This window comes from Paenarthrobacter sp. TE3676 (assembly GCF_056279165.1).
Window position 1 is genome coordinate 313,126 of sequence record NZ_JBWBQU010000005.1, and the last position, 23,917, is coordinate 337,042.

Genomic DNA, 23,917 nt, shown 5'->3' on the forward strand with positions numbered 1-23,917 from the left:
TATCCACAGGCTTGCCGTTCCACCAGCGTGGCCTGCGTTGGCGCGCCGCTAGCTTCCGTCGCGGAGGTCCGCCGGAGGTTCTTCCGTCAATTCGATGGTGTCAAAACGCGCCTCGCAGCTCTCCCCCATTGGGGCTTGCGACATGAACCCGACGTGCACAGGTTTCTCCGTATCCAACCTGAACAGCCGGACAAAGGACCACTCCCGGCCATCCGGTGACGAGTGGAAAGCCCACGCAGGACCCACCCGGCTGACCCGCAGGTAAACCCACGGAGCGGTCACCACAGGCCCGTTGGAATCGTCGGAATAGCTGTTGGTCACCACGCTGACCACCATGGCTTCCCCTTGCGGAGAATACTCGAAGCAGAGCTTGGCCCAGTGCTCGCTGTCCGCCCACAGGGTCAACACACCGGCGTCGAAGGTTGTCCGTGGTGAGGCCACCATAACCCTGGCCGACAACGAGAACGCCGCCGGAGCCCTGAACCCCAGCGCAGTGGCGCCGTGCTGCGGTTCTCCCCCGAGGGAGTCGTTGGTCCAGTCAACCCCGGGCGCGGCTGTGAGAGTCAGCGTCCCCTCGGTCTCGTCATAGCTGGCGTGACCAGCGGACGACGTCCACTCCAAGGGCGGGAGTCCTGCTACTTCGGGGATCAATCGGTGCTCCTCTGTATCCTGAAAAAAATGGTCAAGAACACGCTTTCAGAGATTGCCGGAGATGTGCGGGAGGCCACACCCGGGCGCCACCAGAAAAGACCTTTAGTGCATCCCGAATTGATAGGCCGCAGGGACAGGCTCGCCCGGACATACCTCTTCCCACAATGCGGCTATCGCATCTTCCCCTTCACGGAGGTCCGGAATCTCAACGCCCGCGCGAAGGATGGCAGCCGCCCCACCGGGGTTTCCCGTGCGCGCGAGCGCCAGCGCCCTCAGGAATCTCAAACGTCCGACGGCGGCGGCCTCCTTGGGTGCCATCTCCGCAAGTTCCAGTGCCATGGCCGGGTCACCGTGTCGGTTGCTGAGCGTTACGGCTTCGGTGAGCAAAGCTACGTTTGAAGGGTCAATCTTCACGCCGTTCCGAAGCTCAGCCAGACCCTGCATTTCCTGTCCCTCAGCAAGCAGTGCCAAGCCCAAACCACGGTGCGCGAGCGCCTTGGTACCGAGCGTCACATCGCGGGCCGCCAATACCTCGCGATACAGCGCCTTCGCCCCGCCCAGGTCCTGCCGCGCATGCTTCATGGTGGCCAAATGAAGCTTTGCCTCCGCACTGTCTTGCCCGGCCAGCAAGTCTTCCCAGTCCGCCCCCGCAACGAAACTGGGGGCGCCGTCGAACGCTTTTCCCTGCAGCAACCCAAGCCACGGTTCCTGCTCCGCCGTGGCGCTCTCGTCCACGAAAGGTGTACCACTTTCATCAATCCAGGCCATGCCTGACCTGGCGCGCCGGGCACGCTCCACAACGCCCCAACCGCTTCCGTGCCGCAGCATTTTCGACGGCGGGATGTCGGCATTGCTGATGGCCGCGGGAAGCATTGCCTCAAGTTCCTCAGGGGGCAGGAGTTGTTCCAACCGTTCGCTGGCGTGGGCCACCGCAGCATCCCAATCGGCACCGTGCGAGGTCTGCGGCTCAAGGTGCCCGTTCCCGTACGCTTCAACCCATGCCCACTCGGCGCCGGCCGGCATCACCAGGTGTTCGAACTGCGTCTGCGCGAGGCCGGCCTGGATCTCGGCGTACGGTCCGGCTCCGGGGCTCAGCCACTCCTGCCAACGCTTTCCTCCCTGTCCTTGGCCCCAGACGAAAAGCTTCTTTCCGCGGAGGAGGCCGGTGGACAGCATCGCCAGCCCGTCGCCGTCGTCGTCCGCTGCCACAACCCAGCGCCGCTCGGAAGGATCGATGTCGAAGAAAAAGTCCGCCGCGTGCGGGCTGTTGACCAGCCACGTGCCGTCATACCCTTCATGGTCAGTGGGCCGGACCCGGGTGATGTCGGTGGCGTAGTCACTGCCGAAAGCCTCGTCCGCCGGAGCGATGACCCGAGTGCCGTCCGTTTCCGGGATGGCTGCGTTGCTCCACCAATACATGGGGACATCGTGATCGTTCGGGTTCCGCAGCCTGACCGCGGCGAAGAGGACGTCCGAGTCCGCAGGCAACCAGATGTCCACTTGGAACACCACTTCCCGCAGCCGCTCGTACTCCCACATGCGCAGGATGTGTTTGCCGTCCGGAGTGTGGACAATCGCGGTGTGCAGCGGATCGCAACTGGTGGGCGAATGACCGCGGGTACCGATATTCCATTCCAGCCCACCCGCAAACCACGCCTTGCGCAGCGCAATGTTTGCCAGTTGCGGGGCATCGTGGGTGTGCAGGAGCTGCTTGCCTGTGGCTTTGTCGAACAACTCCCAGATGCGGCCACCCAATGAAGGGACGACGGTCACCTTGAGTTTGCTGTTTTCAAGCACGACGGCGGGCAGTTCCTTGGGTGCCGCTTCGCGGCTGTAGCCGTCCTGCATGAGGTACGGGTAAACGTTGGGCACCACTCCGTAGCGGGCCGAGGCTTGGAGTTCCTCCGGCACGCCCTCGCCCACGGTGTAGGGCTGGTCCAGTTCGGCTGCCACCACCGGCAGGGGGTTCAATGGGCCGAGCTCAGCCATTGTCAGGGAAATAGTGGTGACGGTGAGGTTGGAGCTTGCGGTGATGGCCACGTCAGTATCCGATCGTGAGAAGGAGGCCGCGCTGCGGCTCAAGGGTGATGGCTTGGCCGGGCGCGTAGCTTGCGGCGGATTGGAACCCGGGAATGCCCGGGGCTACGACCCCCTGGGCGGCAGCGTCGTCGTCGAAAATCAACGTCACATCCTCAGTTTCACCGGCCCATGACGCCAGCGCTACTACCATTCCGTGCTCTGTCACCCACGTGGTGGCCAGCACGTCCGGGTGGCTGGTCCGTACGGGTGCCTGAGGGTCCCAGAAGCCCCGCATCTGCCCGCTTTCCAGCCCGGCTGCGGCCCAGAACTCCCAGAGCGGGCGGTTGTCGACGGCGGGTGCCCGGCCTGTCATGCCGAACACCATGCCACGCCAAGGGTTGCCACCGCCTTCCAACATCTCGCCCATGAGTCCGAAGGGAATCCCGGACAGCTCCACCAGCCAATAGTCGGGATCAGTGGTGTGGTAGTCGAAGTACTCCCCCAGCCAGAGCCGGTCCACATAGGGCAGGTGCTCCATGTACAGATTGGCTGAGGACGCGTATCCGTCATGGGCTGTGAACTGGTTGGCGGAATGTAGGTCAATTTCCGGTCCGTCCACACCTCTGGATTGGCAGGCCCTCTCAAGGACCTTGCGGACCCGCAGCATGGCATGCCGGTCATAAGCAATGTCATCAAGGTAGATGCCGTCGATCCCGTCCTCGCCCCTGGCCAGTTCATGGAGGCTGCGAACGTAGAAGTTCTCCCACCGCGACTCACCCGTGGTCACCACGGCAATGTCATCCACATTGGGCGCGAACCACGCTGAGACGTAGCCGCTTCCCACATGTTCCTGCAGCCAGATATGTCCCTCGCCCGGTCCATCACTGAAGATCTCGTGGTCCAGGTGCAGCAACGGCAACAGCTCCGGACTGTGGAATGTGAGCTCGCGGACCGTGTTGTACACCTTGGCCTTCAGACCCTGCCCATGACACTCGGCAACGTAGTTCCGAAGCGAGTCCCGGGTCAGCAGGGGATCATTGATGAACGGAGCCGGTGCCGTTGCGTGGTGGACATTGACCACGGTGGCTCCCGCGGCCTTGATGTCGGCCGGATTTTCAGGAGCGTGAAAGTAGCGTTTCCCAAGGTGCCTAGTTGGTTCGATCGGCTTGAACGGTGTCAGTAACAGGCGGAAATCAAAGTCCAAGGCCTCCCCGGCAGTCAGTGTCCGCGCGCCACTGAAGGCGTTCAGCGTGACCATGCCGCCTGCCGTATGCAGCTTGACCCCGCCTCGGACTATGGCGTCCCCGCTGCTTTGCTGTCGATTGGCCCACGACGCCGGCTCCACCAACGGCTTCTCCCGGTAGAAGTTGGTGTTGAGCGGCCGTTCATAGCTGCCATCGCGAAGGGCAAGCTGGATTCCGGCGTTCACACTTCCCAGCCACAGCGCGTCCTGGTTCTTCGCCGATACGTCCCACGCCCAGTCAAGAGATTCCGGTCGCCGCCCACCCGGGACACCCAAACCCATGGCCAGCGGAACCGCCGGCTCCCAAAACGCAAGCTGCAGCCCAACGTCGTTCACGTCCACAGTTTCCGCGGAACTGAGGCGCAGTGAGTACGAAACTGCTCCATCGGCGTCGAGAACGCCGTTCAGCTCCAGCGTCAGCGCTGACTTGCCCTCTTTTCGGCCCTTCCAGCTGCACCGCCACGACGTCCGCCCCGGGCCCTCCTCAGTGAAGATGAGCTGCCCATGCGTCCAATCGATTCCCTCGACGTCCAGTCGCACGGGGGTGCTAAGAAGTTCGACGGCGGGACCATCAGTTGCGGTGACGGCGGCGGTGAAGGTGGACGTCACCTGCGCCGGCAGTCCCGACTCCGTCAACCGCAGGGACCTGCCCAGAATCCCCAACGTCCTGCTCGATTCGTCCAACGTGATGGGCGTGAAGGGCCTAACGAGCTCAGCGTCCTGGGCCACCCGCGAATCCAGCCAAGCCAGGCGCCGCAGCAACCGCGGATCTCCGAAGCCGCCGTCGGGTTCTGTGTCCGCGTCTGCAGCCACATCAAGCGTGACCTCGACGTCCTGCGCCGCTTGGCCAGGGGCGCTTATACCGGTGGCGGTAATCCTCACCAACGCCTCCACGGTGGTTCCGGCAGCATTGCGCGGGACTGGCAGGATCACGTACAGCGCCTGCACCTGCCCGGCTCTCAAGGCAAGCGTCCTCTGCCAAGGCCTGCCCAGACGGTCCACGCCATCAGTGTTGATGCAGTGTCCCCCGGACGGCGCAGTGACTTCGACCGTCACGGCTGCGAGGTCCTGCTGAGCGTACAACCCAAGCTGGACCACGTAGTCCTCCCCGGGCCGGGCATTGGCTGTGAAGGTCGTCCCCGGCCCGTTGATCACCCAGTGTGCTGGAAGGTCGCCCTGCATGGAGATGGGGTGCAGGCGGTCCTCGGGAAACACCAGGAAGGCCTGGCCCCCGTAAGCCCGGTGGAACTTCTCCAGTTCGTCCATGCGTGCAGTGAAGTTCATCGGCGCGAAGGTGTCCCGCTCGCTGGCCGCCTCGTATCGCAGGACTGTGGCCTTTGGCAGCTCACGCTTCGCCGGAACCCACGCTGAACGCCCGACGGCGGCAGCCCAGGCAGGGTCTGCGGCCGGACGATGCGGGAGGTACTGCGCCTGGGGATAGTGGGGTTTGCCCAGCATGGCGTAGGGCAGGTAATAGACGAAGTAGATCCCCAAGCCATCGATCGCCTCGAAAATAATGCTTCCGGACTCCCGGCTGGCCTCTTCCACGAGCACGTTCCGGACCCTGGTGCCACTCTTTTCCGAGACGATGATGACGTCAACCGACGCCGGGTGGTGGTCCTGCCGTCGCCAGGGGATGACCACCCTGTGAGCACTGGCTGGTACGTGGGTCTCCTGCGCCTCTTCCCCTACTTGGACCACTTCCACCACGAACCGGTGATTTCCGTAGAGCAATTTGTCCCACGCCCCAATGCCACATTCCACCTCCGGGTGGGCTTCGGTCAGCGCACTGTTTCTGCTTATTTTGGGAGGGGAAACGGGGGCCGGTGAAACCGGCGCGGGCAGCGGCATCGCTGGGACTCCTGAAGGTAGCTTCCGGGGCTTTTCACCGAGGTGGTGAATCCTTACATCATCCCGATGTTCCACGGCGGCGTAAAGAGTCATTACGATGCGCGATCACTGCAATTTTCCCGTCCGTAAGCTGGACAGCAGGGGCTACTTGGGCATGGCAAGGTTCAGCGCGTTGACTTTCGCCCTGGCTCCCCTGACAACCTCGCGGTCGGTGACGGTGTAGGCAGTGGGATCGCTGCCGTCCTGGCCGCCCAGGGAGATGGCACCTTCCCCAAGGGTGGAGACGGTCTTCTTCGCGGACAGGTGAACGGCGGACAGGCCAGCCGCGTGCATTGCCGGGATATCCTCCAGCGAAAGGCCGCCCCCGGCCATGATTTCCAGTGCGCTCCCTGCCCGCTCCACCATGGAGGTCAGGGTCTGTAGGCCTGCTCCGGCGGTAGCTTCATGCCCTGACGTCAGGACCCGGGTGAAGCCCAGTTCCATGAGTTGCTCAAGGGCGGCCAAAGGGTCTCTTGAATGGTCGATGGCCCGGTGGAAGGTCAGTTGCGCTTCAGGATTGGCATCCCTGGCCGAGCCCACCAGACGCTGTACTGCTTGCACGTCCACTTCGCCTGAGGGAGTGAGCGCCCCCATCACCACCCCGTGGGCACCCTGGGCGAGCAGGTGGCGGATCTCGTGGACCATGGTGTCCAGGTCGGACGCCGAGTACCGGAAATCGCCGGGCCTGGAGCGAATCAGCGGATGAATTTCCAGACGGCCATCGACGTGTTCCATGCTCGATTCCATGAGTCCTTGGCTTGGAGTGATTCCACCAAGTTCCAGGCCGCTGCACAGCTCAACGCGGTTGGCCCCTTCGGCGGCAGCCGTACCTGCACCCGCCGCGCTCACCACGGCTATTTCAAGTTTCATGCTGAAACTCTACGGGCAGCAGGGCCTACGCGCGGTAGCGTTCGAGCTTTTCCTTTTGCTCCGGAGTGAGCCTGAGGACCCGTCCGGTGGCCTCCGCCACGAAAGCCAGGTGAGTGGTGGCTTTGACGCAGTCTTCCCGCGTGACGGGGTCCTTAATGACGTAGTGGAGATCGAAGCTCGCGCCCTTGACCGCACCGACCCAGATCTCAACGACAGCCGGGATGTTGCGGTAGTCCAACGTCCGGACGTAGCGGACCTTGTGCTCCACCACCAGGGTCATGATGCCCTCCTCAACATCGTTGAAGAGGGCAGCGGGAGGTTCGACGCCGGGGAGGCCAGCGCCGCGGGGCGGCCCGAAGGCTGCGATGCGGGCTTCCTCGAGCATGCGCACTATCTGGACGTTGTTGATGTGTCCGTAGGCGTCCATGTCACCCCAGCGCATGGGTACAAGGACCTCAATGCGCCGGGGTGCCATGGGCTCCTTCAGTGTTTCCGTGCTCAGCTGTGCACCGCCGTCGAGTCGTCTATGGCAGTCTCTTCCTCACCCGCGAACTGGGACATGTACAAGCGGTAGTACGCGCCTTGGAGAGCGAGCAGTTGGGTGTGGTTTCCCTGCTCCACGATCTTGCCGTTTTCCATCACCAGGATGGTGTCGGCGTCCCGAATCGTAGAGAGTCGGTGGGCGATCACGAAACTCGTACGGTCCGTTCGGAGCGCTGCCATGGCCTTCTGCAGCAGCAGCTCGGTACGGGTGTCCACGGAGCTCGTGGCTTCATCCAGGATCAACAACGAAGGATCGGAGACGAAGGCACGGGCGATGGTGATGAGCTGCTTTTCACCTGCGCTGACGTTGTTGCCTTCTTCGTCGATGATCGTCTGGTAACCGTCAGGGAGGGCCCGCACGAAGCGGTCCACGTAGGTGGCCTTGGCCGCCTCCATGATCTGCTCTTCGGTGGCGTCCAGGTTTCCGTACTTGATGTTGTCGTAGATGGTCCCGCCAAAGAGCCAGGCATCCTGCAACACCATGCCAACCTTGGACCGCAGCTCAGCACGGCTGAGGTCCTTGATGTCAACGCCGTCCAGGGTGATCCGGCCGGCATTGAGCTCGTAGAAACGCATCACGAGGTTCACCAGCGTGGTCTTGCCTGCACCGGTGGGCCCCACAATAGCCACCGTGTGACCAGGTTCCGCAGCGAAGGACAGGTCCTCGATCAGCGGCTTTTCCTCCACGTAGCTGAAGGACACGTGTTCGAACTCCACGTGGCCGTCGGTCTTGGAGGGCAGGTGGCGAGTGGCGTTCTCTTCAACTTCTTCATCGGCGTCCAGGAACTCGAAGACGCGCTCTGCGGACGCAACGCCGGACTGCAGCATGTTGGCCATGCCTGCAATCTGGCCCAGCGGCTGGGTGAATTCACGGGAGTACTGGATGAACGCCGTGGCGTCGCCGAGGCTCATGGAGCCTGAGGCAACGCGGAGGCCGCCCACCACGGCGATGCCGACGTAGGACAGGTAGGACACGAAGTTCATGGCCGGGAAGATCACGCCGGACACGAACTGCGCACCGAAGGATGCTTTGTAGAGTTCCTCGTTCTTCTCGTCGAAACGCTCCAGCATGTCGGCATCTCGGCCGAACACCTTCACGAGGTCGTGGCCGGAGAACGATTCCTCGATCTGGCCATTGAGTGCGCCGGTGTTCTTCCACTGCGCAGCAAAGAGCTTCTGGCTGCGGGCACCAATGACGCCGGCAACAATGCCGGACAACGGCAGGGCGATCAAGGCAATCAGCGCCAGCTCCCAGGACACGATGAACATCATGACCGTGATACCCAGGACCGTGAGGACGGAGCTGACCAGTTGGGAGAACGCCTGCTGAAGACCCTGCTGGACGTTGTCGACGTCGTTGGTTACGCGGGACAAGATGTCGCCACGCTGGCGGGTGTCGAAGTAGTTCAAGGGGAGCCTGTTGAGCTTGGCCTGGACGTCGTTGCGTAGCTTCTTGATGACCCGCATGACGATCCTGTTGAGCAACCAACCTTGGGCCCACAGGAAGATGTTTGCCACAAAGTACATGAGCAGCACGATGGAAATCAGGAACGTCAGCTTGGGGAAGTCGATCCCGTTGGTGAGCTCCATCTTTGAAACCATGTCCGCAAAGTTGCCTTGCCCCTGCTGACGCATGAGCTCCACGAACTGCTCTTGGGAGACTCCCTCGGGGACCTGCCTGCCAATGACGCCGCCGAAAATGACGTCCATGGCAGTACCCAGGACCTTGGGCGCGATCACGTTGAGCACCACCGAGACGATGACGAGGCCGATCACGATGTACACACCAACGCTCTCGGGCTTCAGCAGGCCCATCAGCCGCTTGGCGGACGGCCAGAACTCCTTTGCCTTCTTTGCCGGAACGTCGCCGAACATGCCGCCATCGGCTTCGGAAGGGACGTACTCCTCTTCGACGAAGTCCTCGTCATCAAGCAGCTCGGTTGCTACCTCAGCCTCGGCCGTTGCCTTGGCATCTTTGGCGGCCTCTGCCTTGGCAGCCCAGCCACGCTTCTTCTGCTGGTTCTGCTCGCTCATGCCACTTCCTCCACGCTCAGCTGGGATTCAACGATTTCCTGGTACGTGGGTGACGTCTCCAGCAGTTCGTCGTGCGTTCCACGGTCGACGATCCGGCCGTTATCCAGCACCAGGATCTCGTCCGCGTCAGCAATGGTTGACACACGCTGGGCCACGATGATGACCGTGGCGTCCCTGGTCTTGGCTTTCAAGGCCTTCCGCAGCCTGGCATCGGTAGCGACATCCAAAGCGGAGAACGAATCATCAAACAGGTACACATTCGGTTTGGTAACCAACGCCCTGGCAATGGACAGCCTCTGGCGCTGGCCACCGGAAACATTGGTACCACCTTGGGCAATGCGCCTGTTCAAACCGGATGACTTTTCCTCGACGAAGCCCTTGGCCTGCGCAGTCTCCAACGCCTCCCACAGTTCTTCGTCGGTGGCATCGGGCTTGCCGAAGCGCAGGTTGTGCTCGATAGTCCCGGAGAACAGGTATGGCTTCTGCGGAACCGCGGATACCCGGCTGGTTATTTCAGATGCGTCCATCTTGGTGACGGGCACGCCGTCGAGCAGTACGTCGCCCGAGGCGACATCGTAAAGCCGCGGCAGGAGCGAAACCAGGGTGGTCTTGCCTGCGCCCGTGGATCCGATGATGGCCAGGGTCTTACCCGGCTCGGCGGTGAAGGAGATGTTGCTCAGCACCGGCGCCTCCGCACCCGGGTACTTGAACGTGACGTCGCGGAATTCCACGCGACCCTTCTTCTCAGCCGGCACCACCGGTGAGGTGGGGTTGTGAATGGAAGGTTCGACGTCGAGCACCTCGCCGATGCGATCTGCACAGACGGAAGCGCGGGGAATCATCATGGCCATGAACGTGCCCATCATGACGGCCATCAGGATCTGCAACAGGTACTGGAGGAAGGCCGTGAGCGCGCCCACCTGCATGTCACCAGAGTCCACGCGCTGGCCACCGAACCACAGCACGGCAGCCGTAGACAGGTGCAGGATCATGCCGATGGCCGGGAACATGAGGACAAACAGGTTGCCGATCTTCACGGACACTGCGGTGAGGTCATCATTGGCATCGCCGAAGCGCTTTGCCTCGTGGGGTTCACGCACAAAGGCACGGACCACGCGGATGCCGATGATTTGCTCGCGCAGCACACCGTTGATCGCGTCGATCTTGGTCTGCATGGAACGGAACAGCGGCATCAACCGGACTACGAGGTAGCCCACTACGGCCACCAGGACCGGAACGGAAACCCATACGAGCCACGAGAGGTTGAGGTCCTCACGGAGGGCCATGATGATGCCGCCAACACACATGATGGGCGTGGAAACCATGAAGTTCAGGCCCATGAGCACCAGCATCTGTACCTGCTGGACATCGTTGGTGCCGCGGGTGATCAGCGTGGGAGCACCGAATCGATTGACGTCCTGGGCGGAGAAGCTGCTGACCTGCCGGTAGACGCTTCGGCGCAGGTCGCGGCCGATTGCCATGGCAACGCGGGCGCCGAAGTAAACGGCGATGATAGCGGTAAGCACCTGTCCAAGGGCGACACCGAGCATGAGCACACCGGTCTGCCAGATGAAGTCGGTGTCTCCGCGGGAAACTCCCTCATCAATGATTTTGGCGTTGAGGCTGGGGAGGTAGAGCGTGGCGATGGTGGACGCCAACTGAAAAATCAGCACAGCCACAATCTGCGGCAAATACGGCTTGGAGTAGCGCCGTATAAGGGTGACAAGCATGCCCACGGGTCCTTAGAAAGAGTGCGTGAATGAGATAAGAGAAGTTTGGCAGCAGGGGCTGACAGTATTAGCCTCCCCACTCTACGAAATCCGTTGCCCGGGCGAAACAACTTACGGAAAAGATCATCCCAGCGGAGTATTTCCCGTGTCGGTCGTGCCCGCTCTGGGGTAGGCCCCTTGGGTAGACACCGTGCCGCAACAAAAACGCCGGCTGGTTTCCCAGCCGGCGTTTTCAGTCCCGCCCTCGTTGGCCAAGCTCCACGTAGTACGCGAGGAGTGTCAAACAAGGGCGGGATCCGTAGAGGAGTCAGCCCGCGTGCTTGCCGTGGTCCGCGCGCGCTTCTACGCCTTGGAGGAGCAACAACGCCATCCGTTCCTGCTGCCTGCGTTCGCGCTTGAGCTCCTTACGAATCGCGGCGAGCTCCTCCGCGGTATGAGCCTGCTGCTCCGCGATGGTTTGCTGCTCCCGCAACCGGGCCTGGAGTTCCACGTTGGCTCGGCTGAGCTGCAGCTGCTGTTCGGCGAGGACGTACTGGGTACGGGACAGTTGTTCCTGAACTTCCTTCACATCAGCCGTGCCGTGGGGTCGTTCCTGCGTGAGGATCCGGGCGAACTCGAGGTCAAGGTCGGATCCGGACTCCACGTTCGAAGCCGGTCGCTCCCCCACTGGAACCTGACGGGCGCCCCCTGAAACCTGGCGGGAACCCCTTGGAACCGCAGCGTCGGCACCAAAACCGCGCGCGCCGTCGTCGGACGCTTTCACTGCGTCCATGGACGCGGTGTCCAGCGACATTCCAGCGTCTCCTGAAGCCGTGGCAATGAGTTCCTTTTCCGGAGCAGCATCAACCGTGCGGCGCAGTGGGCGTTCCTTGATGAACAGCACAGCCAGGAGGGCCACAACGCTGATGATCGCCGAGATCAGGAAGATCTGCGCGGTGGCGTCACCGTAGGCTGCCCGCATGATCTCGGCGATGGGAGCGGGCATATCGGCCAGGTCCATGCTGGCTCCGGAGGCACCACCCTGGGCCGGAATGCCCGCGGCAGTCATGCCTTCAACGGCAAGTTCCTTCACATGGTTGGACATGATGGCGCCCAGGACGGATACGCCGATCGCACCACCCACTGAGCGGAAGAACGCCACCGAAGCACTGGCGGTTCCAATGTCCTTGGCCTGGACCGTGTTCTGAACAGCAAGCACCAGGTTTTGCATCAGCATGCCAAGGCCGAGGCCGAACACGCCGGTATAGATCGCCACAATCCACAGTTCAGTGGTGTGGTCCATGGTTCCGGCGAACGCGAGGCCGCCGATGAGGAGGACGGACCCTGCAACCAGGAACCTCTTCCACTTGCCGAAGCGGCTGATCAGAATGCCGGATGCGACGGAACCGATCAGGTTGCCGGCGATCATCGGCAGCGTTAGCAGGCCAGCCTCGGTGGGTGTGGCGCCGCGGGCAACCTGGAAGTACTGCCCCAGGAAGGTGGACGAACCGAACATGGCGATACCGACCGCAACGGAAGCAACGATGGCCAAGGCCGTGGTGCGCTCGGAGATGATCTTGAGCGGAATGATGGGCTCAGGGACTTTGGTTTCCACCAACACCAGAAGTGCCAGCAGGGCTACGCCGCCGCCCACCATGAGTGCGGACTGCCAGGAGAACCAGTCGTAGTAGTCAGGGTTGCCGGCGAAGGAAACCCAGATGAGGAGCAGGCTCACGCCGGACGTCAGCAGGACGGAACCGAGCCAGTCGATCTTCGCCGGGCGCTTGATGTGCTGGATCTTCAACGTCACCTGGAGCAGGATGAGTGCGACGACGGCCAGCGGCACGCAGACGAAGAACGTCCAGCGCCAGCCGAGCGGGCTGTCAACGATAAAGCCGCCCAGCAGCGGGCCGCCGGCAGTACCCACCGCCATGACAGCGCCCATGTAACCGGAGTACTTGCCGCGGTCGCGCGGCGGAATCATGGAGCCGATGATCGCCTGTGCCAAGGCGGTGAGGCCGCCCATGGCCACGCCCTGGATGACACGGGCGGTCAGCAGCAGCGGAATGGTTTCAGAAAGGCCTGCCATGACCGAGCCTGCGACGAAGATGATGATGCTCAGCTGGACCAGGAGCTTCTTGTCGAAGAGGTCCGCGAGCTTGCCCCAGATGGGCGTGGTGGCAGCGTTTGCCAACAGCGCGGCCGTGATGACCCAGGCGAAGTCGGTTTGCGTGCCCTTGAGCTCGGACATGATGGTGGGCAACGCGTTGGCGACGATCGTGCTGCTGAGGATCGCCGTAAAGAAGGCCGCGAGGAGCCCCGTGAGGGCTTCCATGATCTGCCGATGGGTCATGGGCGCGGAGGCCCTGTTAACTGAGGCGTCCACCGCCTGGGAGTTGTGTACTGCTGGTGTAGCCATGCGTGGGCTCCTAAGCTGTCTGGTTTGGTGTGATGGAGCCGGCCGCCGTTGCCCGGATTGAGTCCTTGAGGGACACAGTGAGTTTGTTGATGACCTGGGAGGCCTCGAGGGCGTCCGCCTCGCTCCAATCCGCCAGGTAATCGCGCAGTCTCACGCTGCGTTGTTCTTCGAATTCGCGCAGTTTCGCCGCGCCGCTTTCCGTCAGGGCGAGAAGCTGGGCCCTGCCGTCAGCGGGATCAGGCCGCCTGACTACAAAGCCCAGCTCCTCGAGTTCGGTGATGTGCCGGCTGAGGACCGGGGCGCTGACTCCGAGTCGAGTGGCCAGTTGCGTTGCGCGGGTCTCCCCCTCGCCGATGAAGCGCATCACCCCCTGCACAGCCATTCCGACGTCGGGCACGCGGGCCATGTGGGCAGTCACCACACAGCGCAGCGTGCGCTGGAGATCGAAAATCTGATGCACAAGATCGGTTGCTGTGGCAGAACCGACGGACATGCGAAACACCCCTCTTTTTGTTTGCCTAAAGCAACTATAACGCAGATTGATTGCTTTGGGAAACTAAAGATGCGAGGAGTGTCTAAGTTGTGGGGCCCGCTCTGCACCCTATTTTTGGGAAATTGGGCGCAAAGCAGGCCTCACAACGCAGCCAGCCCCCACACGTGTTCCGTGCGGGGGCTAGCTGTTTTGGTGGCGTTAGTCGGTTTAGTCGTCCAGGTGCGTAGGGCCGAACATCTTCAGCAATGTTTCAACCACGACGACGTTGGGTCCGTCCGCTTCGAAGGACGCTTTAAGCGCGTCCCCCACTTCCTCAGGGGCAACCCGACGGGCCGGGACTCCGAAGGACTCGGCGAGCTTCACGAAGTCCGGGCGGGCGAGTTCGGTGGCGGTGGCTTGGCCGAAGGCGCCCACCATGTATTCGCGCAGAATGCCGTAGCCGCCGTCGTCCACGATCAGCCAGGTGACCGGGACGTTGTGCTGCTTGGCGGTCGCGAGCTCGGAGATGGAGTACATGGAAGATCCGTCACCGGATACGGCCAGCACGCGACTCGGCTTGCCCGTGGTCTCAAGACCCACGGCACCGCCGATTGCCGCCGGGAAGCCGTAGCCGAGGCCGCCGGCCCCTTGGGCGGAGTGGAACTGACCCTGCCGGGCGTCCCAGCAGCTCCAGCCCCAGTACGCGGAGATGGTCATGTCCCAGAACGTCTGCATGTCAGCCGGGACGGCCTCGCGAATATCGGCCATGAACTTCAGTTCCTTGGCCAGATCCTGTGATTCCAGGCGCGCTTTGACCTTGGCCAGGGATTCCTTGACGACGTCTTCGGGGCTGGTGCCGTGCCAGGACCGGGTTACTGCGTCCGCAGCGCCGGCTGCTGACAGAGCCTCGTCCAAGGCCGCGAGGGCCTGGCCGGCGTCGGCGCGGATGCCCAAGCCCGGCCGGTTGGATTCGAGGACCCGGGGTTCGGCGTCGATCTGGATGATGCGGCCGCGGGGCTCGAACGTGAAGTAATTGGAAGTCACTTCACCCAAGGACGAGCCAATAACGATCAACACGTCGGCGTCTTCCAGGACATCGGTCATGTACCGGTCCTCGATCCACGACTGCAACGACAACTCGTGGGTCCACGGGAACGCACCATTGCCGCCGGGAGTACAGATCACCGGCGCGCGCAGCTGCTCGGCAATCGAGAGCAGCGACTTCTCGGCCCGGCCACGACGTGTACCGCCGCCGGCGATGATCGCCGGACGTTCCGCCGTCGAAAGCCACTTCACGGCCTCGCGGACCAACTCGACACGCGGCGGGTTATCGAATGCCTCGGCGAGCGCGTCCTCCACAGGGGGCACCATGATCGGATCCAGCAGGACGTTCTGCGGGATTTCGATCCAAACCGGTCCCTGCGGCGAGGAAATCGCCTCGGTCCAGGCGTCCTGGATCGCCGACGGGATACCGGAGGCGTGCTGGATCAGGCGCTGGCTCTTGGTGACGTTCGCGGCCGATGCCTTCTGGTCATCAAGCTGGTGCAACATGCCCTTGCGGCGTGCACCCAGGCCATCGAGCGGGATCTGGCTGGCGACAACCACCATGGGAACACCCGTGGCGTACGCCTCCTGCAAACCTGCCAAGGAAGTCAGCGCACCGGGACCGGTGGACAGGAACAGCACACCCACCTCGCCGGTGGCACGCGAGTAGCCATCAGCTGCGAACGCCGAGTTGTTCTCCACGCGGGAAGACACGAAGTGCAGGTTGCCGCGGCCCATGGCGTCAAACAAACCCAACGCGTGCTGGCCAGGGATACCGAAAACGGTCTTCGCGCCCAGCGCTTCAAGGGTCTCGACGACGAGGTCCCCACCGTTGCGCTGGTTGGTGCCCTTGGTGGGGGCTGCTGTGCCGGGATCGAAATCAATCATCGCTGGTCCCCGGCCGTTGCGGTTGCCTGTGCGAGTTCGGCCATGCGAGCGCCGAGCGCCTGCTGCGCGTAACCGTTCGGGGCACCTTGGCGGTCGCCTTCCACGGCGTTGTCCGCCATGAGGGTCACGAGCTCGTACGCTACGTGGCTGCCTGCAACACCGGTGATCTCGGCGTGGTCGTAGGCAGGAGCAACTTCAACGATGTCCGCTCCAACGAGGTTCATGCCGCGGAAGCCACGGATGATTTCGAGGAGTTCGCGGCTGGTGATGCCGCCGGCTTCGGGGGTGCCGGTGCCGGGCGCGTGGGCCGGGTCCAAAACGTCGATGTCCACGGAGATGTACAGCGGGCGGTTGCCGATGCGGTCACGGATCTTGGCTACGGTTTCCAGAACGCCCTGGTAGTAGACGTCAGCGGAGGTGACGATTCCGAAGCCGAAGCGGTGGTCGTCGTCGAGGTCTTTCTTGCCATACAGGGGGCCGCGGGTACCCACGTGGCTGATGGCTTCGGTGTCCAGGATGCCCTCTTCCACCGCGCGGCGGAACGGGGTGCCGTGAGTGTACTCGGCACCGAAGTACGTGTCCCAGGTGTCCAGGTGGGCGTCGAAGTGGAGCATCGCAATGGGCTCGCCTGCCCGCTCCGCTGCTGCCCTCAAGAGCGGGAGTGCAATGGTGTGGTCGCCACCGAGGGTTACCAGCTTGCTGCCGTTGGCCGTGAGGTCCAGGGCGTTCTGTTGGACAGCCTCGATTGCCTCGTTGATGTTGAACGGGTTCACGGCCATGTCGCCGGCATCGGCAACCTGGATGTTCTCGAAGGGGCTGACGTCCCAGGCAGGGTTGTACGGGCGCAGCAGTCGGCTGGCTTCGCGTACATGGTTGGCGCCGAAGCGCGCCCCGGGGCGGTAGGAGACACCGGAGTCGAAGGGAACGCCCACTACTGTGACGTCAGCCTTGGAGACCTGGTCCAGTCGGGGCAGGCGGGCATAGGTGGCGGCACCGGCGTAACGCGGAATGCGGGATGAATCGATGGGTCCAAGGTTCCCGTTGGCCGTAATGCGAAGCTCTTCCAAAATATGCCTCTCCTTCGAGTTGGATCAGTTGCTGTGACTCCCATCATACACTCGAAGTTGCCTTATATGCATCACATGTTTACAAGAGATTCGGCTGCGTTCAGCATGAGATGCCGGTCACAGCGGGCGTTAAGATTCCATAAAAACCGGGGTCCCGGCGTCGAATACGGCCATACGCTCCTAGCGGACGCAGCATCCGGCTGCACGAAAGGACACCGTGACCACCCTGACGAGGCCCCCGGCCGACCCGGCCGATAAGCCCAAAAATTCCTTCAAGCTCAAATCCTGGCTGCTGGAAGGAATGCCGGACACCTCAGGGAAACGGCAGGGACCTCACGGCCGGCCTGCGGACTCGCATAAGCCGCAAGCCTGGTGGAAGGTCATGTGCCTCACCGGACTCGACTACTTCTCCACCCTCGGCTACCAGCCGGCCATCGCCGCCCTTGCCGCCGGGTTGCTCTCCCCGCTGGCCACGCTACTTCTGGTCCTGGCAACCCTGGCCGGCGCGCTACCCGTCTACCGGCGCGTGGCCAAGGAAAGCCCGCGCGGCGAAGGGTCCATCGCCATGCTTGAACGCCTGCTTCCACGATGGGGAGGCAAGCTCTTCGTCCTTGCCCTCCTTGGCTTCGCCGCAACCGACTTCATGATCACCATCACGCTCTCCGCCGCCGACGCCACAGCCCACCTCATCGAGAACCCCTTCGCGCCGAACTTCCTCGAAGGCCAACAAGTGGTCATCACGCTGGCTTTGATCGCCGGCCTGGGCGTCGTTTTCCTGCGCGGATTCAAGGAAGCCATCAATGTGGCAGTAGTGCTGGTGGCGGCGTTCCTTGCACTCAACCTCGTGGTGATCGCCGTATCCATGACCCACCTCTTCACGGAATCAGGCGTCATAACCGACTGGTGGACCGCACTCACCACCTCCCACGGCGACCCCATCATGATGATTGCCCTGGCACTGCTGGTGTTCCCGCGCCTGGCACTGGGACTCTCCGGATTCGAAACCGGTGTTGCCGTCATGCCCCAGATCAAGGGCCACGCCACAGACACCGAAGCCAACCCGGCAGGCCGGATCAAGGGCGCCCACAAGCTCCTCACCACCGCCGCCATCATCATGAGCTCGTTCCTCATCACCTCCAGCTTCACCACCGTCATGCTGATCCCCGCCGCAGAATTCCAAGACGGCGGCAAGGCCGAGGGCCGCGCGCTGGCCTACCTCGCTCACAAGTTCCTTGGGGACGGCTTCGGAACTGTCTATGACGTCAGCACCATTGCCATCCTGTGGTTCGCCGGCGCGTCAGCCATGGCCGGGCTCTTGAACCTTGTCCCCCGCTACCTGCCCCGCTACGGCATGGCACCTGCGTGGGCCCGGGCTCTCCGTCCACTGGTTCTGGTGTTCACGGTCATCGCCTTCATCGTCACCATCATTTTCCAGGCGGACGTCAACGCCCAGGGTGGCGCGTACGCCACGGGCGTGCTGGTCCTGATTACCTCGGCTTCAATAGCCGTGACCCTGTCCGCGCGGCGAAAGAAGCAGCGGGCGCAGGTCATTGGATTTGGACTGATCTCGCTCGTTTTCGTCTACACCACCGTGGTCAACTCGATCGAGCGCCCCGACGGCCTGAAGATTGCAGCCCTCTTCATCCTGGGCATCATGGTTGTCAGTTTTACCTCCCGTATGCGGCGCGCCTTCGAGCTCCGGGCCACGCACATCAAGATGGACGAGAAAGCCCTCGAATTCACGGCCAACGCTTCCGAAGGCCCCGTTCGCATCATTGCCCACGAGCCCAAGCACCTCAGTGCAAGCCGTTATAGGGAGAAGCTTCAGCACGCCCAGCAGGCAAGCCACCTGCCCGTTGACTGCGACGCCGTCTTCATCGAAGTCATCGTGGACGACAGCTCGGACTTCGAGCAGGAACTCCAAGTTGTGGGCAAGCTCCGGCACGGGTTCAAAATCCTGGAAGTGCACAGCAACAACGTGCCTAACACCGTGGCCGCAGTACTCCTCCACATCCGGGACGTCACCGGATTCATGCCGCACATCTACTTCCGCTGGACCGAGGGCAACCCGATTTCCAACCTCAGCAAGTTCCTGTTCTTTGGCGAAGGAGAGATTGCGCCGGTAACACGCGAAGTGCTGAGGGAAGCCGAGCCGGACATCACCCGCCGGCCGTGGGTGCACGTGGGCTAACCGCCCGGATCCGCGCGCCGATACTACAGATAATGCCCATGTTTGCTGCAAACATGGGCATTATCTGTCACCTCGCGAGGGGTGGCCTAGCGGCTCGCTGCCGGCACCAGCACCCACAACACCTCCACGGTCTCGTCCGTGGGGTTGATCCAGGTGTGGGGTTCGCGGCCCGGGAAGGAGAGCGTGTCCCCCTCTTCGAGGTCGTACTCCTCATTGGTCAGGATGAGCTTGATCCGGCCCTTGACCACATGCAGGACGTCCACGTCGCAGTCCACGGCATAAAGCTCGTTTTCACCGCGGCCACGCGGCTCGATGGTTGCCTGCAGGATCTGGAGCCGACGTTCGGAGCGGGCGGTCAACAAACGCTCCACGATGCCCTGGCCACCCAAGGAGATGCGGGGGCCGTCGTCGCGCTTGGTCAGGTGTGTCTCCGGAGCTGCGAACAGGTCCCCCACGGATACGGACAGCACTTGGCAAAGAGTGACCAGCGAGGCGACCGACGGCGATGTCAGGTCCCGCTCCACACGGCTGAGGAAGCCTTTGGTCAGGCCGGTAGCATCCGCCACTTGCTCGATGGTGAGCCGCTGCGCTTGCCGGGCTGCGCGGATTCTGGAACCGATGGCAACGGGAACATTGCTCGGTTCAACGGGTAGAGCCTTCATTCACGAACCTTTCAGGCCTGTCATGTGGCCCTGTCATTGGAGCAATAGTAGCCGGGAGACAGGACAAGAGCGCCAGAATACGCGAAAGCATGACCAAAGGATCTTGACTGTTACTCCCATCACAACATATCCTCATAGGCAACAAGTGTTGTCTGTGAGGCACACAACACATCCCCCAATCTCCAATCGTCAGCACAGAGACTTCGACGCTTCGCAGGAGTATCGTCGAAAACCCCAACCTCCGTGCATCAGCTCCAAGGACCGTTCATGGAATCTTCGGCTATAAACATCGCAATCGTGGTGGTGTACCTGCTCGCCATGCTGGCATTCGGCTGGTGGGGCAAGTCCCGCACCAAGAACAACAGCGACTTCCTGGTGGCCGGCCGCCGCCTGGGACCCTTCCTTTACACCGGCACCATGGCCGCAGTGGTCCTCGGTGGCGCATCCACCGTGGGCGGCGTCGGCCTCGGTTACAAGTTCGGTATCTCCGGCATGTGGCTGGTTGTGGCCATCGGTTCAGGCGTGCTACTGCTCAGCCTGCTCTTCGCCGGAACCATCCAAAAGCTCAAGATCTACACGGTCTCGCAGATGCTGACCCTCCGCTATGGCAGCACGGCCACCCAGACCTCGGGCATAGTCATGTTGGCCTATACGCTGATGCTGTGTGCCACGTCCACCGGCGCCTACGCCACCATCTTCGTGGTCCTCTTCGGCTGGGAGCGTTGGCTCGCCATCGCCATCGGCGGCGCAATCGTGCTGGTCTACTCCACCATTGGCGGCATGTGGTCCATCACCTTGGCCGACCAGGTCCAGTTCGTCATCAAGACCGTGGGAATCTTCTTCCTCATGCTCCCCTTCGCCCTGAACGCCGCAGGTGGCCTCGATGGCATCCGAGCCCGCGTCGATGAGAGCTTCTTCGACATCGGCGGCATCGGCCTCCAGACGATCATCACCTACTTCGTCGTGTACACACTGGGCCTCCTGATCGGCCAGGACATCTGGCAGCGCGTGTTCACCGCCAAGAACCCCACAGTTGCCCGCTGGGGCGGCGCTACCGCCGGCGTCTACTGCATCCTCTACGGCTTCGCAGGTGCCCTGATCGGCATGGCCGCCAGCGTTGCCCTCTCCGGCATCGAAATCGCTGCCAAGGACGACGTCTACGCAGAGGTCGCTACCCGGCTCCTGCCCATCGGCATCGGCGGCTTGGTGCTTGCCGCAGCTGTGGCCGCCATGATGTCCACGGCGTCAGGCGCACTGATTGCTGCTGCAACCGTTGCCCGCGCCGACGTAATGCCTTTCGTTGCCAGCTGGTTTGGCAAGAAGGTGGACACCTCCGACTCCGATAACCCTGAGCACGACGTCAAGGCCAACCGTTACTGGGTACTCGGCCTGGGGATCGTCGCAATCATCATCGCCATCTCCACCAAGGATGTGGTGGCCGCACTGACCATTGCCTACGACATCCTGGTTGGCGGCCTCCTCGTGGCCATCATTGGCGGCTTGGTGTGGAAGCGTGGAACGGGCATCGCCGCAGCATGGTCCATGGCGGCCGGTTCAGTGGTAACCCTCGGAACCATGATCATCCTTGAGATCAACGCCGAAGTTCCCCTCGATGGCATCTACGCCAACGAGCCCATCTACTTCGGTTTGATCGCCTCGGCTTTGGTGTACGTAGTGATCTCGCTTGCCAGCAAGCCCACGGATCCGGCAGTCATGAAGGCCTGGACGGATCGCGTTGCCGGTACCCGCGTGGCCGAAGAAGAGCTCACCACCCCCGCTTCCTAGGCGGGCACAAAGAACTAGGCAAGGTTCAGGAAACAAGTAAAGTTCGACGGCGGCGCCTCCCCTTTTTGGGGCGGCGCCGCCGTTGCGCTATGTCCGGGAACCACCCGCTGGAAGGCCCGCTCTACACGCCAAAACCACCCCAAAGAGCGCAAAGCAGGCCCCACAACACACCAAGGCCCACAACACGCGCCCACCCCTTGGAAGGCCCGCTCTGCACGCCAAACCCACCCATAGTGAGCAGAGCAGGCCCATCAACACACCCCACAGCGGGTGGCCGAACACCAATGCGGTAGGGTGGTCCCAGCTTCAAGAGATGTGGTGCCAAGCTCCGACTGGCCACACACCAACCCCATGTTCACGGGTGGTTCGGATGAGGAAGCGGCCCGTCCCGGACCAGAGACAACCGAGCGGGCAAGAGCACTCCCCCAAGGAGCAGTCCCTTGCCGTACCAAGGCGATACCACCCCGGTAAACACCACAGCACCCAGTACCCCGGCCGGAACGGCCACCCCCACGGTCGCGGTGATCCCCGCCGTCGACCTCTTCCTGGGCACGGTGACCATCACTGCCAATGCTGGAACCGAGCAGTTCAGACATGACCAACCGCAACTCATCGCGCAGGCGTTGGCCCAAGCCGTCCGGCCAACGCACTGGTGTGAGTCGTCCAAGACACTAACGGTGACTGTTGCGGCCGTCGGAAAACGGGCGGGCGTCAAACGTCACTTCACACTAGGGCACGGGAAACAGACCTAAGCTTCCTCGTCTTCCTCGCGGAACTCTTCGGTTTCGTCTATGGGGACAACGCGTTCGTCGTCCTCGGGGGCGTCCACTTCCTCTACCCAGGGTTCGTCCACTTCCTGGTCTTCGGCGTAGTCGTAGGCCGGGTCGGACTCAATGGTTGTCCGTTCCGGGTAGTTGGCGTGTGATTCGGTGGTGTTCATGGTGCAACCTCCGTCTCGTGGGCCTGTTCTGGTGGGCGGTTCAGCCCGTTGACCCGAATGCAGGAATCCAGTGGCGGAAGGGCCCCGCCCCTGTCCTTCCATCTGAGCACCGGCACAGTCGAGGGTCAAGGAAATTACGGTGCACCGAACATTCCAGTTAAGGAATACCAGCCAAAAATCCGCGCGGATAAGCGGTAGTGTGGGGCGTGCAATGGGGCCGCAACTACCCCACCAAGCACAGGAGACAAAGTGCAGATGCACCAGGAATCCCACAGTTCGTCGAGCTCCGCTCCGGACCCCACCCCCGAACCGGCAACCGCCGAAAACGCCGGCACGCAACCCGCGCCGCCCTCGCACGCTGACATCCGCCGGTGGCGGCAGTACCTGGCCGATGAGCGTGCCGAGGCCGCCGTCTACCGCGAACTGGCCCAGCGACGTGACGGCGAAGAACGCCAAATCCTGCTCGCCCTGGCCGAAGCCGAAGGCAGGCACGAAGCCCACTGGCTCAAGCTCCTTGGCGAGCATGCCGGTATGCCCAAGGCAGCTTCCACCCGCAGCCAGTTCCTGGGCTTCCTGGCCCGCAACTTCGGTTCAGTGTTCGTCCTCGCTCTGGCACAGCGCGCCGAAGGCCGTTCCCCGTACGGCACCGAACCTGCCGCGACGCCTGCCATGGTGGCCGATGAACAAATCCACGAAGAAGTAGTCCGCGGCTTGGCCACACGCGGACGCAACCGGCTCTCCGGAACCTTCCGCGCGGCCGTTTTCGGCGCCAACGACGGTTTGGTCAGCAACCTTTCCCTGGTCATGGGCATGGCCGCAACCGGCGTGCCCAGCCCCGTGGTGCTCATGAGTGGCGTCGCGGGTCTCCTTGCCGGGGCCCTCTCCATGGGTGCGGGCGAATACGTCTCGGTCCGCTCGCAGCGGGAGCTCCTTAACGCGACCCTTCCCACGCAGGCCACTCTGACCGCGGCACCGTCATTGGACATCGAGCACAACGAGCTGGTCCTGGTGTACTTGGCCCGTGGCATGACGCGTGAAGCCGCGGAGCATCGTGCTGCCGAGCGCATGGGATTGTTCAGCTGCGACTGCGATCCCAGCCTTTCCTTGCAGCCGGAGAAGCCACCCACTGACGATCATGAATCCGTCGGTTCGGCGTGGGGTGCAGCGATGTCCAGCTTCTGCTTCTTCGCTTCGGGCGCCATTGTGCCCATCCTGCCGTTCATTTTCGGCATGACGGGCATCGCCGCCTTGCTGGTGGCCGGCGTTCTGGTGGGTATCGCGCTCCTGGCTACCGGCGCCGTCGTCGGCTTGTTGTCCGGAACCTCGCCGCTGAGCCGCGGGCTCCGCCAGCTTGCCATCGGCCTGGGTGCGGCGGCGGCCACGTATGGTCTGGGCTTGGCGTTCGGAGCAGCGATCGTCTAAGTTTGGACGGCTCGGTCCGGAGACCGTAATGTTGGTTCGTCCTCCGCGCTGCCCCGCGTGACCAGGGC

17 protein-coding genes and 1 riboswitch are annotated in these 23,917 nt (G+C 62.8%); of the genes, 4 read left to right on the plus strand and 13 right to left on the minus strand.

Features of this window, described 5'->3' with window-relative positions; translation table 11 throughout:
• Positions 1-48 precede the first annotated feature (48 nt).
• The 11 genes from ACZ881_RS14260 to speB form a co-directional block, all read right to left on the minus strand.
• The gene (locus tag ACZ881_RS14260) at positions 49-651 is read right to left on the minus strand and encodes a DUF1349 domain-containing protein (RefSeq protein WP_476116390.1); all 603 of its coding nucleotides are present in this window, start codon (positions 649-651) and stop codon (positions 49-51) included.
• A gap of 102 nt (positions 652-753) precedes the next feature.
• Positions 754-2,691: a DUF5107 domain-containing protein gene (locus ACZ881_RS14265; RefSeq protein ID WP_476116393.1), complete on the minus strand. Its 1,938-nt coding sequence runs from the start codon at positions 2,689-2,691 to the stop codon at positions 754-756.
• Position 2,692: 1 nt separating this feature from the next.
• Positions 2,693-5,764, minus strand: coding sequence for a glycoside hydrolase domain-containing protein (locus tag ACZ881_RS14270; protein ID WP_476116395.1), 3,072 nt, complete (start codon positions 5,762-5,764; stop codon positions 2,693-2,695).
• A gap of 144 nt (positions 5,765-5,908) precedes the next feature.
• Complete coding sequence (locus tag ACZ881_RS14275; RefSeq protein WP_476116397.1) at positions 5,909-6,673, minus strand: copper homeostasis protein CutC; 765 nt, start codon at positions 6,671-6,673, stop codon at positions 5,909-5,911.
• A 25-nt stretch (positions 6,674-6,698) separates the two neighbouring features.
• Positions 6,699-7,115 (minus strand): acyl-CoA thioesterase, encoded by a 417-nt coding sequence (locus tag ACZ881_RS14280; protein WP_178994430.1) that lies wholly within the window; start codon positions 7,113-7,115, stop codon positions 6,699-6,701.
• A gap of 56 nt (positions 7,116-7,171) precedes the next feature.
• Positions 7,172-9,250 (minus strand): ABC transporter ATP-binding protein, encoded by a 2,079-nt coding sequence (locus ACZ881_RS14285; RefSeq protein ID WP_476116399.1) that lies wholly within the window; start codon positions 9,248-9,250, stop codon positions 7,172-7,174.
• Complete coding sequence (locus ACZ881_RS14290) at positions 9,247-10,980, minus strand: ABC transporter ATP-binding protein (RefSeq protein ID WP_179018153.1); 1,734 nt, start codon at positions 10,978-10,980, stop codon at positions 9,247-9,249. Before ACZ881_RS14290 ends, ACZ881_RS14285 begins: the two co-directional genes overlap by 4 nt.
• A gap of 307 nt (positions 10,981-11,287) precedes the next feature.
• A complete protein-coding gene (locus tag ACZ881_RS14295) occupies positions 11,288-13,378 on the minus strand; it encodes an MFS transporter (protein ID WP_476116401.1) in 2,091 nt (696 codons plus the stop codon).
• 10 nt (positions 13,379-13,388) lie between these two features.
• Positions 13,389-13,871, minus strand: a complete 483-nt coding sequence (locus ACZ881_RS14300) for a MarR family winged helix-turn-helix transcriptional regulator (RefSeq protein ID WP_476116403.1) — start codon at positions 13,869-13,871, stop codon at positions 13,389-13,391.
• A gap of 207 nt (positions 13,872-14,078) precedes the next feature.
• Positions 14,079-15,782: a thiamine pyrophosphate-binding protein gene (locus ACZ881_RS14305; RefSeq protein WP_476116406.1), complete on the minus strand. Its 1,704-nt coding sequence runs from the start codon at positions 15,780-15,782 to the stop codon at positions 14,079-14,081.
• Positions 15,779-16,849 (minus strand): agmatinase, encoded by a 1,071-nt coding sequence (speB, locus tag ACZ881_RS14310; protein ID WP_429331426.1) that lies wholly within the window; start codon positions 16,847-16,849, stop codon positions 15,779-15,781. The genes ACZ881_RS14305 and speB overlap by 4 nt, the downstream gene beginning before the upstream one ends.
• 217 nt (positions 16,850-17,066) lie before the next feature.
• Between speB and ACZ881_RS14315 the strand changes: the two genes are divergently transcribed.
• Positions 17,067-19,040 carry an APC family permease gene (locus ACZ881_RS14315; protein WP_476116408.1) on the plus strand — a complete coding sequence of 658 codons (1,974 nt, stop codon included), beginning with the start codon at positions 17,067-17,069 and terminating at the stop codon, positions 19,038-19,040.
• An 86-nt stretch (positions 19,041-19,126) separates the two neighbouring features.
• Here the strand turns inward: ACZ881_RS14315 and ACZ881_RS14320 are convergent, their stop codons facing one another.
• On the minus strand, positions 19,127-19,702 hold the full coding sequence (locus ACZ881_RS14320) for a helix-turn-helix domain-containing protein (protein WP_024819844.1): 576 nt from the start codon (positions 19,700-19,702) through the stop codon (positions 19,127-19,129).
• Between the two features lie 267 nt (positions 19,703-19,969).
• Here ACZ881_RS14320 and ACZ881_RS14325 point away from each other — a divergent pair, with 267 nt between their 5' ends.
• Together ACZ881_RS14325 and ACZ881_RS14330 are read left to right on the plus strand one after the other, a co-directional pair.
• Positions 19,970-21,487: a sodium:solute symporter family protein gene (locus ACZ881_RS14325; RefSeq protein WP_476116411.1), complete on the plus strand. Its 1,518-nt coding sequence runs from the start codon at positions 19,970-19,972 to the stop codon at positions 21,485-21,487.
• Positions 21,488-21,791: 304 nt separating this feature from the next.
• Positions 21,792-21,911, plus strand: a riboswitch (SAM riboswitch).
• Positions 21,912-21,927: 16 nt separating this feature from the next.
• Positions 21,928-22,239, plus strand: coding sequence for a hypothetical protein (locus ACZ881_RS14330; protein ID WP_476116413.1), 312 nt, complete (start codon positions 21,928-21,930; stop codon positions 22,237-22,239).
• On the opposite strand, the gene ACZ881_RS14335 is transcribed toward ACZ881_RS14330, so the two are convergent.
• A complete protein-coding gene (locus ACZ881_RS14335; protein ID WP_420180330.1) occupies positions 22,236-22,427 on the minus strand; it encodes a hypothetical protein in 192 nt (63 codons plus the stop codon). The genes ACZ881_RS14330 and ACZ881_RS14335 overlap by 4 nt on opposite strands.
• Positions 22,428-22,682: 255 nt before the next feature.
• On the opposite strand from ACZ881_RS14335, the gene ACZ881_RS14340 reads away from it, so the two are divergent.
• On the plus strand, positions 22,683-23,849 hold the full coding sequence (locus ACZ881_RS14340) for a VIT1/CCC1 transporter family protein (protein ID WP_091465762.1): 1,167 nt from the start codon (positions 22,683-22,685) through the stop codon (positions 23,847-23,849).
• Positions 23,850-23,917: the final 68 nt, after the last annotated feature.

Excerpts from the sequence above, each read along its gene's own strand:
- ACZ881_RS14285 (WP_476116399.1), bottom strand. The coding sequence starts at position 9,250 with ATGAGCGAGCAGAACCAGCAGAAGAAGCGTGGCTGGGCTGCCAAGGCA.
- ACZ881_RS14280 (WP_178994430.1), bottom strand. The coding sequence starts at position 7,115 with ATGCGCTGGGGTGACATGGACGCCTACGGACACATCAACAACGTCCAG.
- ACZ881_RS14290 (WP_179018153.1), bottom strand. The coding sequence starts at position 10,980 with ATGCTTGTCACCCTTATACGGCGCTACTCCAAGCCGTATTTGCCGCAG.
- ACZ881_RS14275 (WP_476116397.1), bottom strand. The coding sequence starts at position 6,673 with ATGAAACTTGAAATAGCCGTGGTGAGCGCGGCGGGTGCAGGTACGGCT.
- ACZ881_RS14325 (WP_476116411.1), top strand. The coding sequence starts at position 19,970 with ATGGAATCTTCGGCTATAAACATCGCAATCGTGGTGGTGTACCTGCTC.
- ACZ881_RS14320 (WP_024819844.1), bottom strand. The coding sequence starts at position 19,702 with ATGAAGGCTCTACCCGTTGAACCGAGCAATGTTCCCGTTGCCATCGGT.
- ACZ881_RS14335 (WP_420180330.1), bottom strand. The coding sequence starts at position 22,427 with ATGAACACCACCGAATCACACGCCAACTACCCGGAACGGACAACCATT.
- ACZ881_RS14300 (WP_476116403.1), bottom strand. The coding sequence starts at position 13,871 with ATGTCCGTCGGTTCTGCCACAGCAACCGATCTTGTGCATCAGATTTTC.
- ACZ881_RS14305 (WP_476116406.1), bottom strand. The coding sequence starts at position 15,782 with ATGATTGATTTCGATCCCGGCACAGCAGCCCCCACCAAGGGCACCAAC.
- ACZ881_RS14340 (WP_091465762.1), top strand. The coding sequence starts at position 22,683 with ATGCACCAGGAATCCCACAGTTCGTCGAGCTCCGCTCCGGACCCCACC.
- ACZ881_RS14270 (WP_476116395.1), bottom strand. The coding sequence starts at position 5,764 with ATGCCGCTGCCCGCGCCGGTTTCACCGGCCCCCGTTTCCCCTCCCAAA.
- ACZ881_RS14295 (WP_476116401.1), bottom strand. The coding sequence starts at position 13,378 with ATGGCTACACCAGCAGTACACAACTCCCAGGCGGTGGACGCCTCAGTT.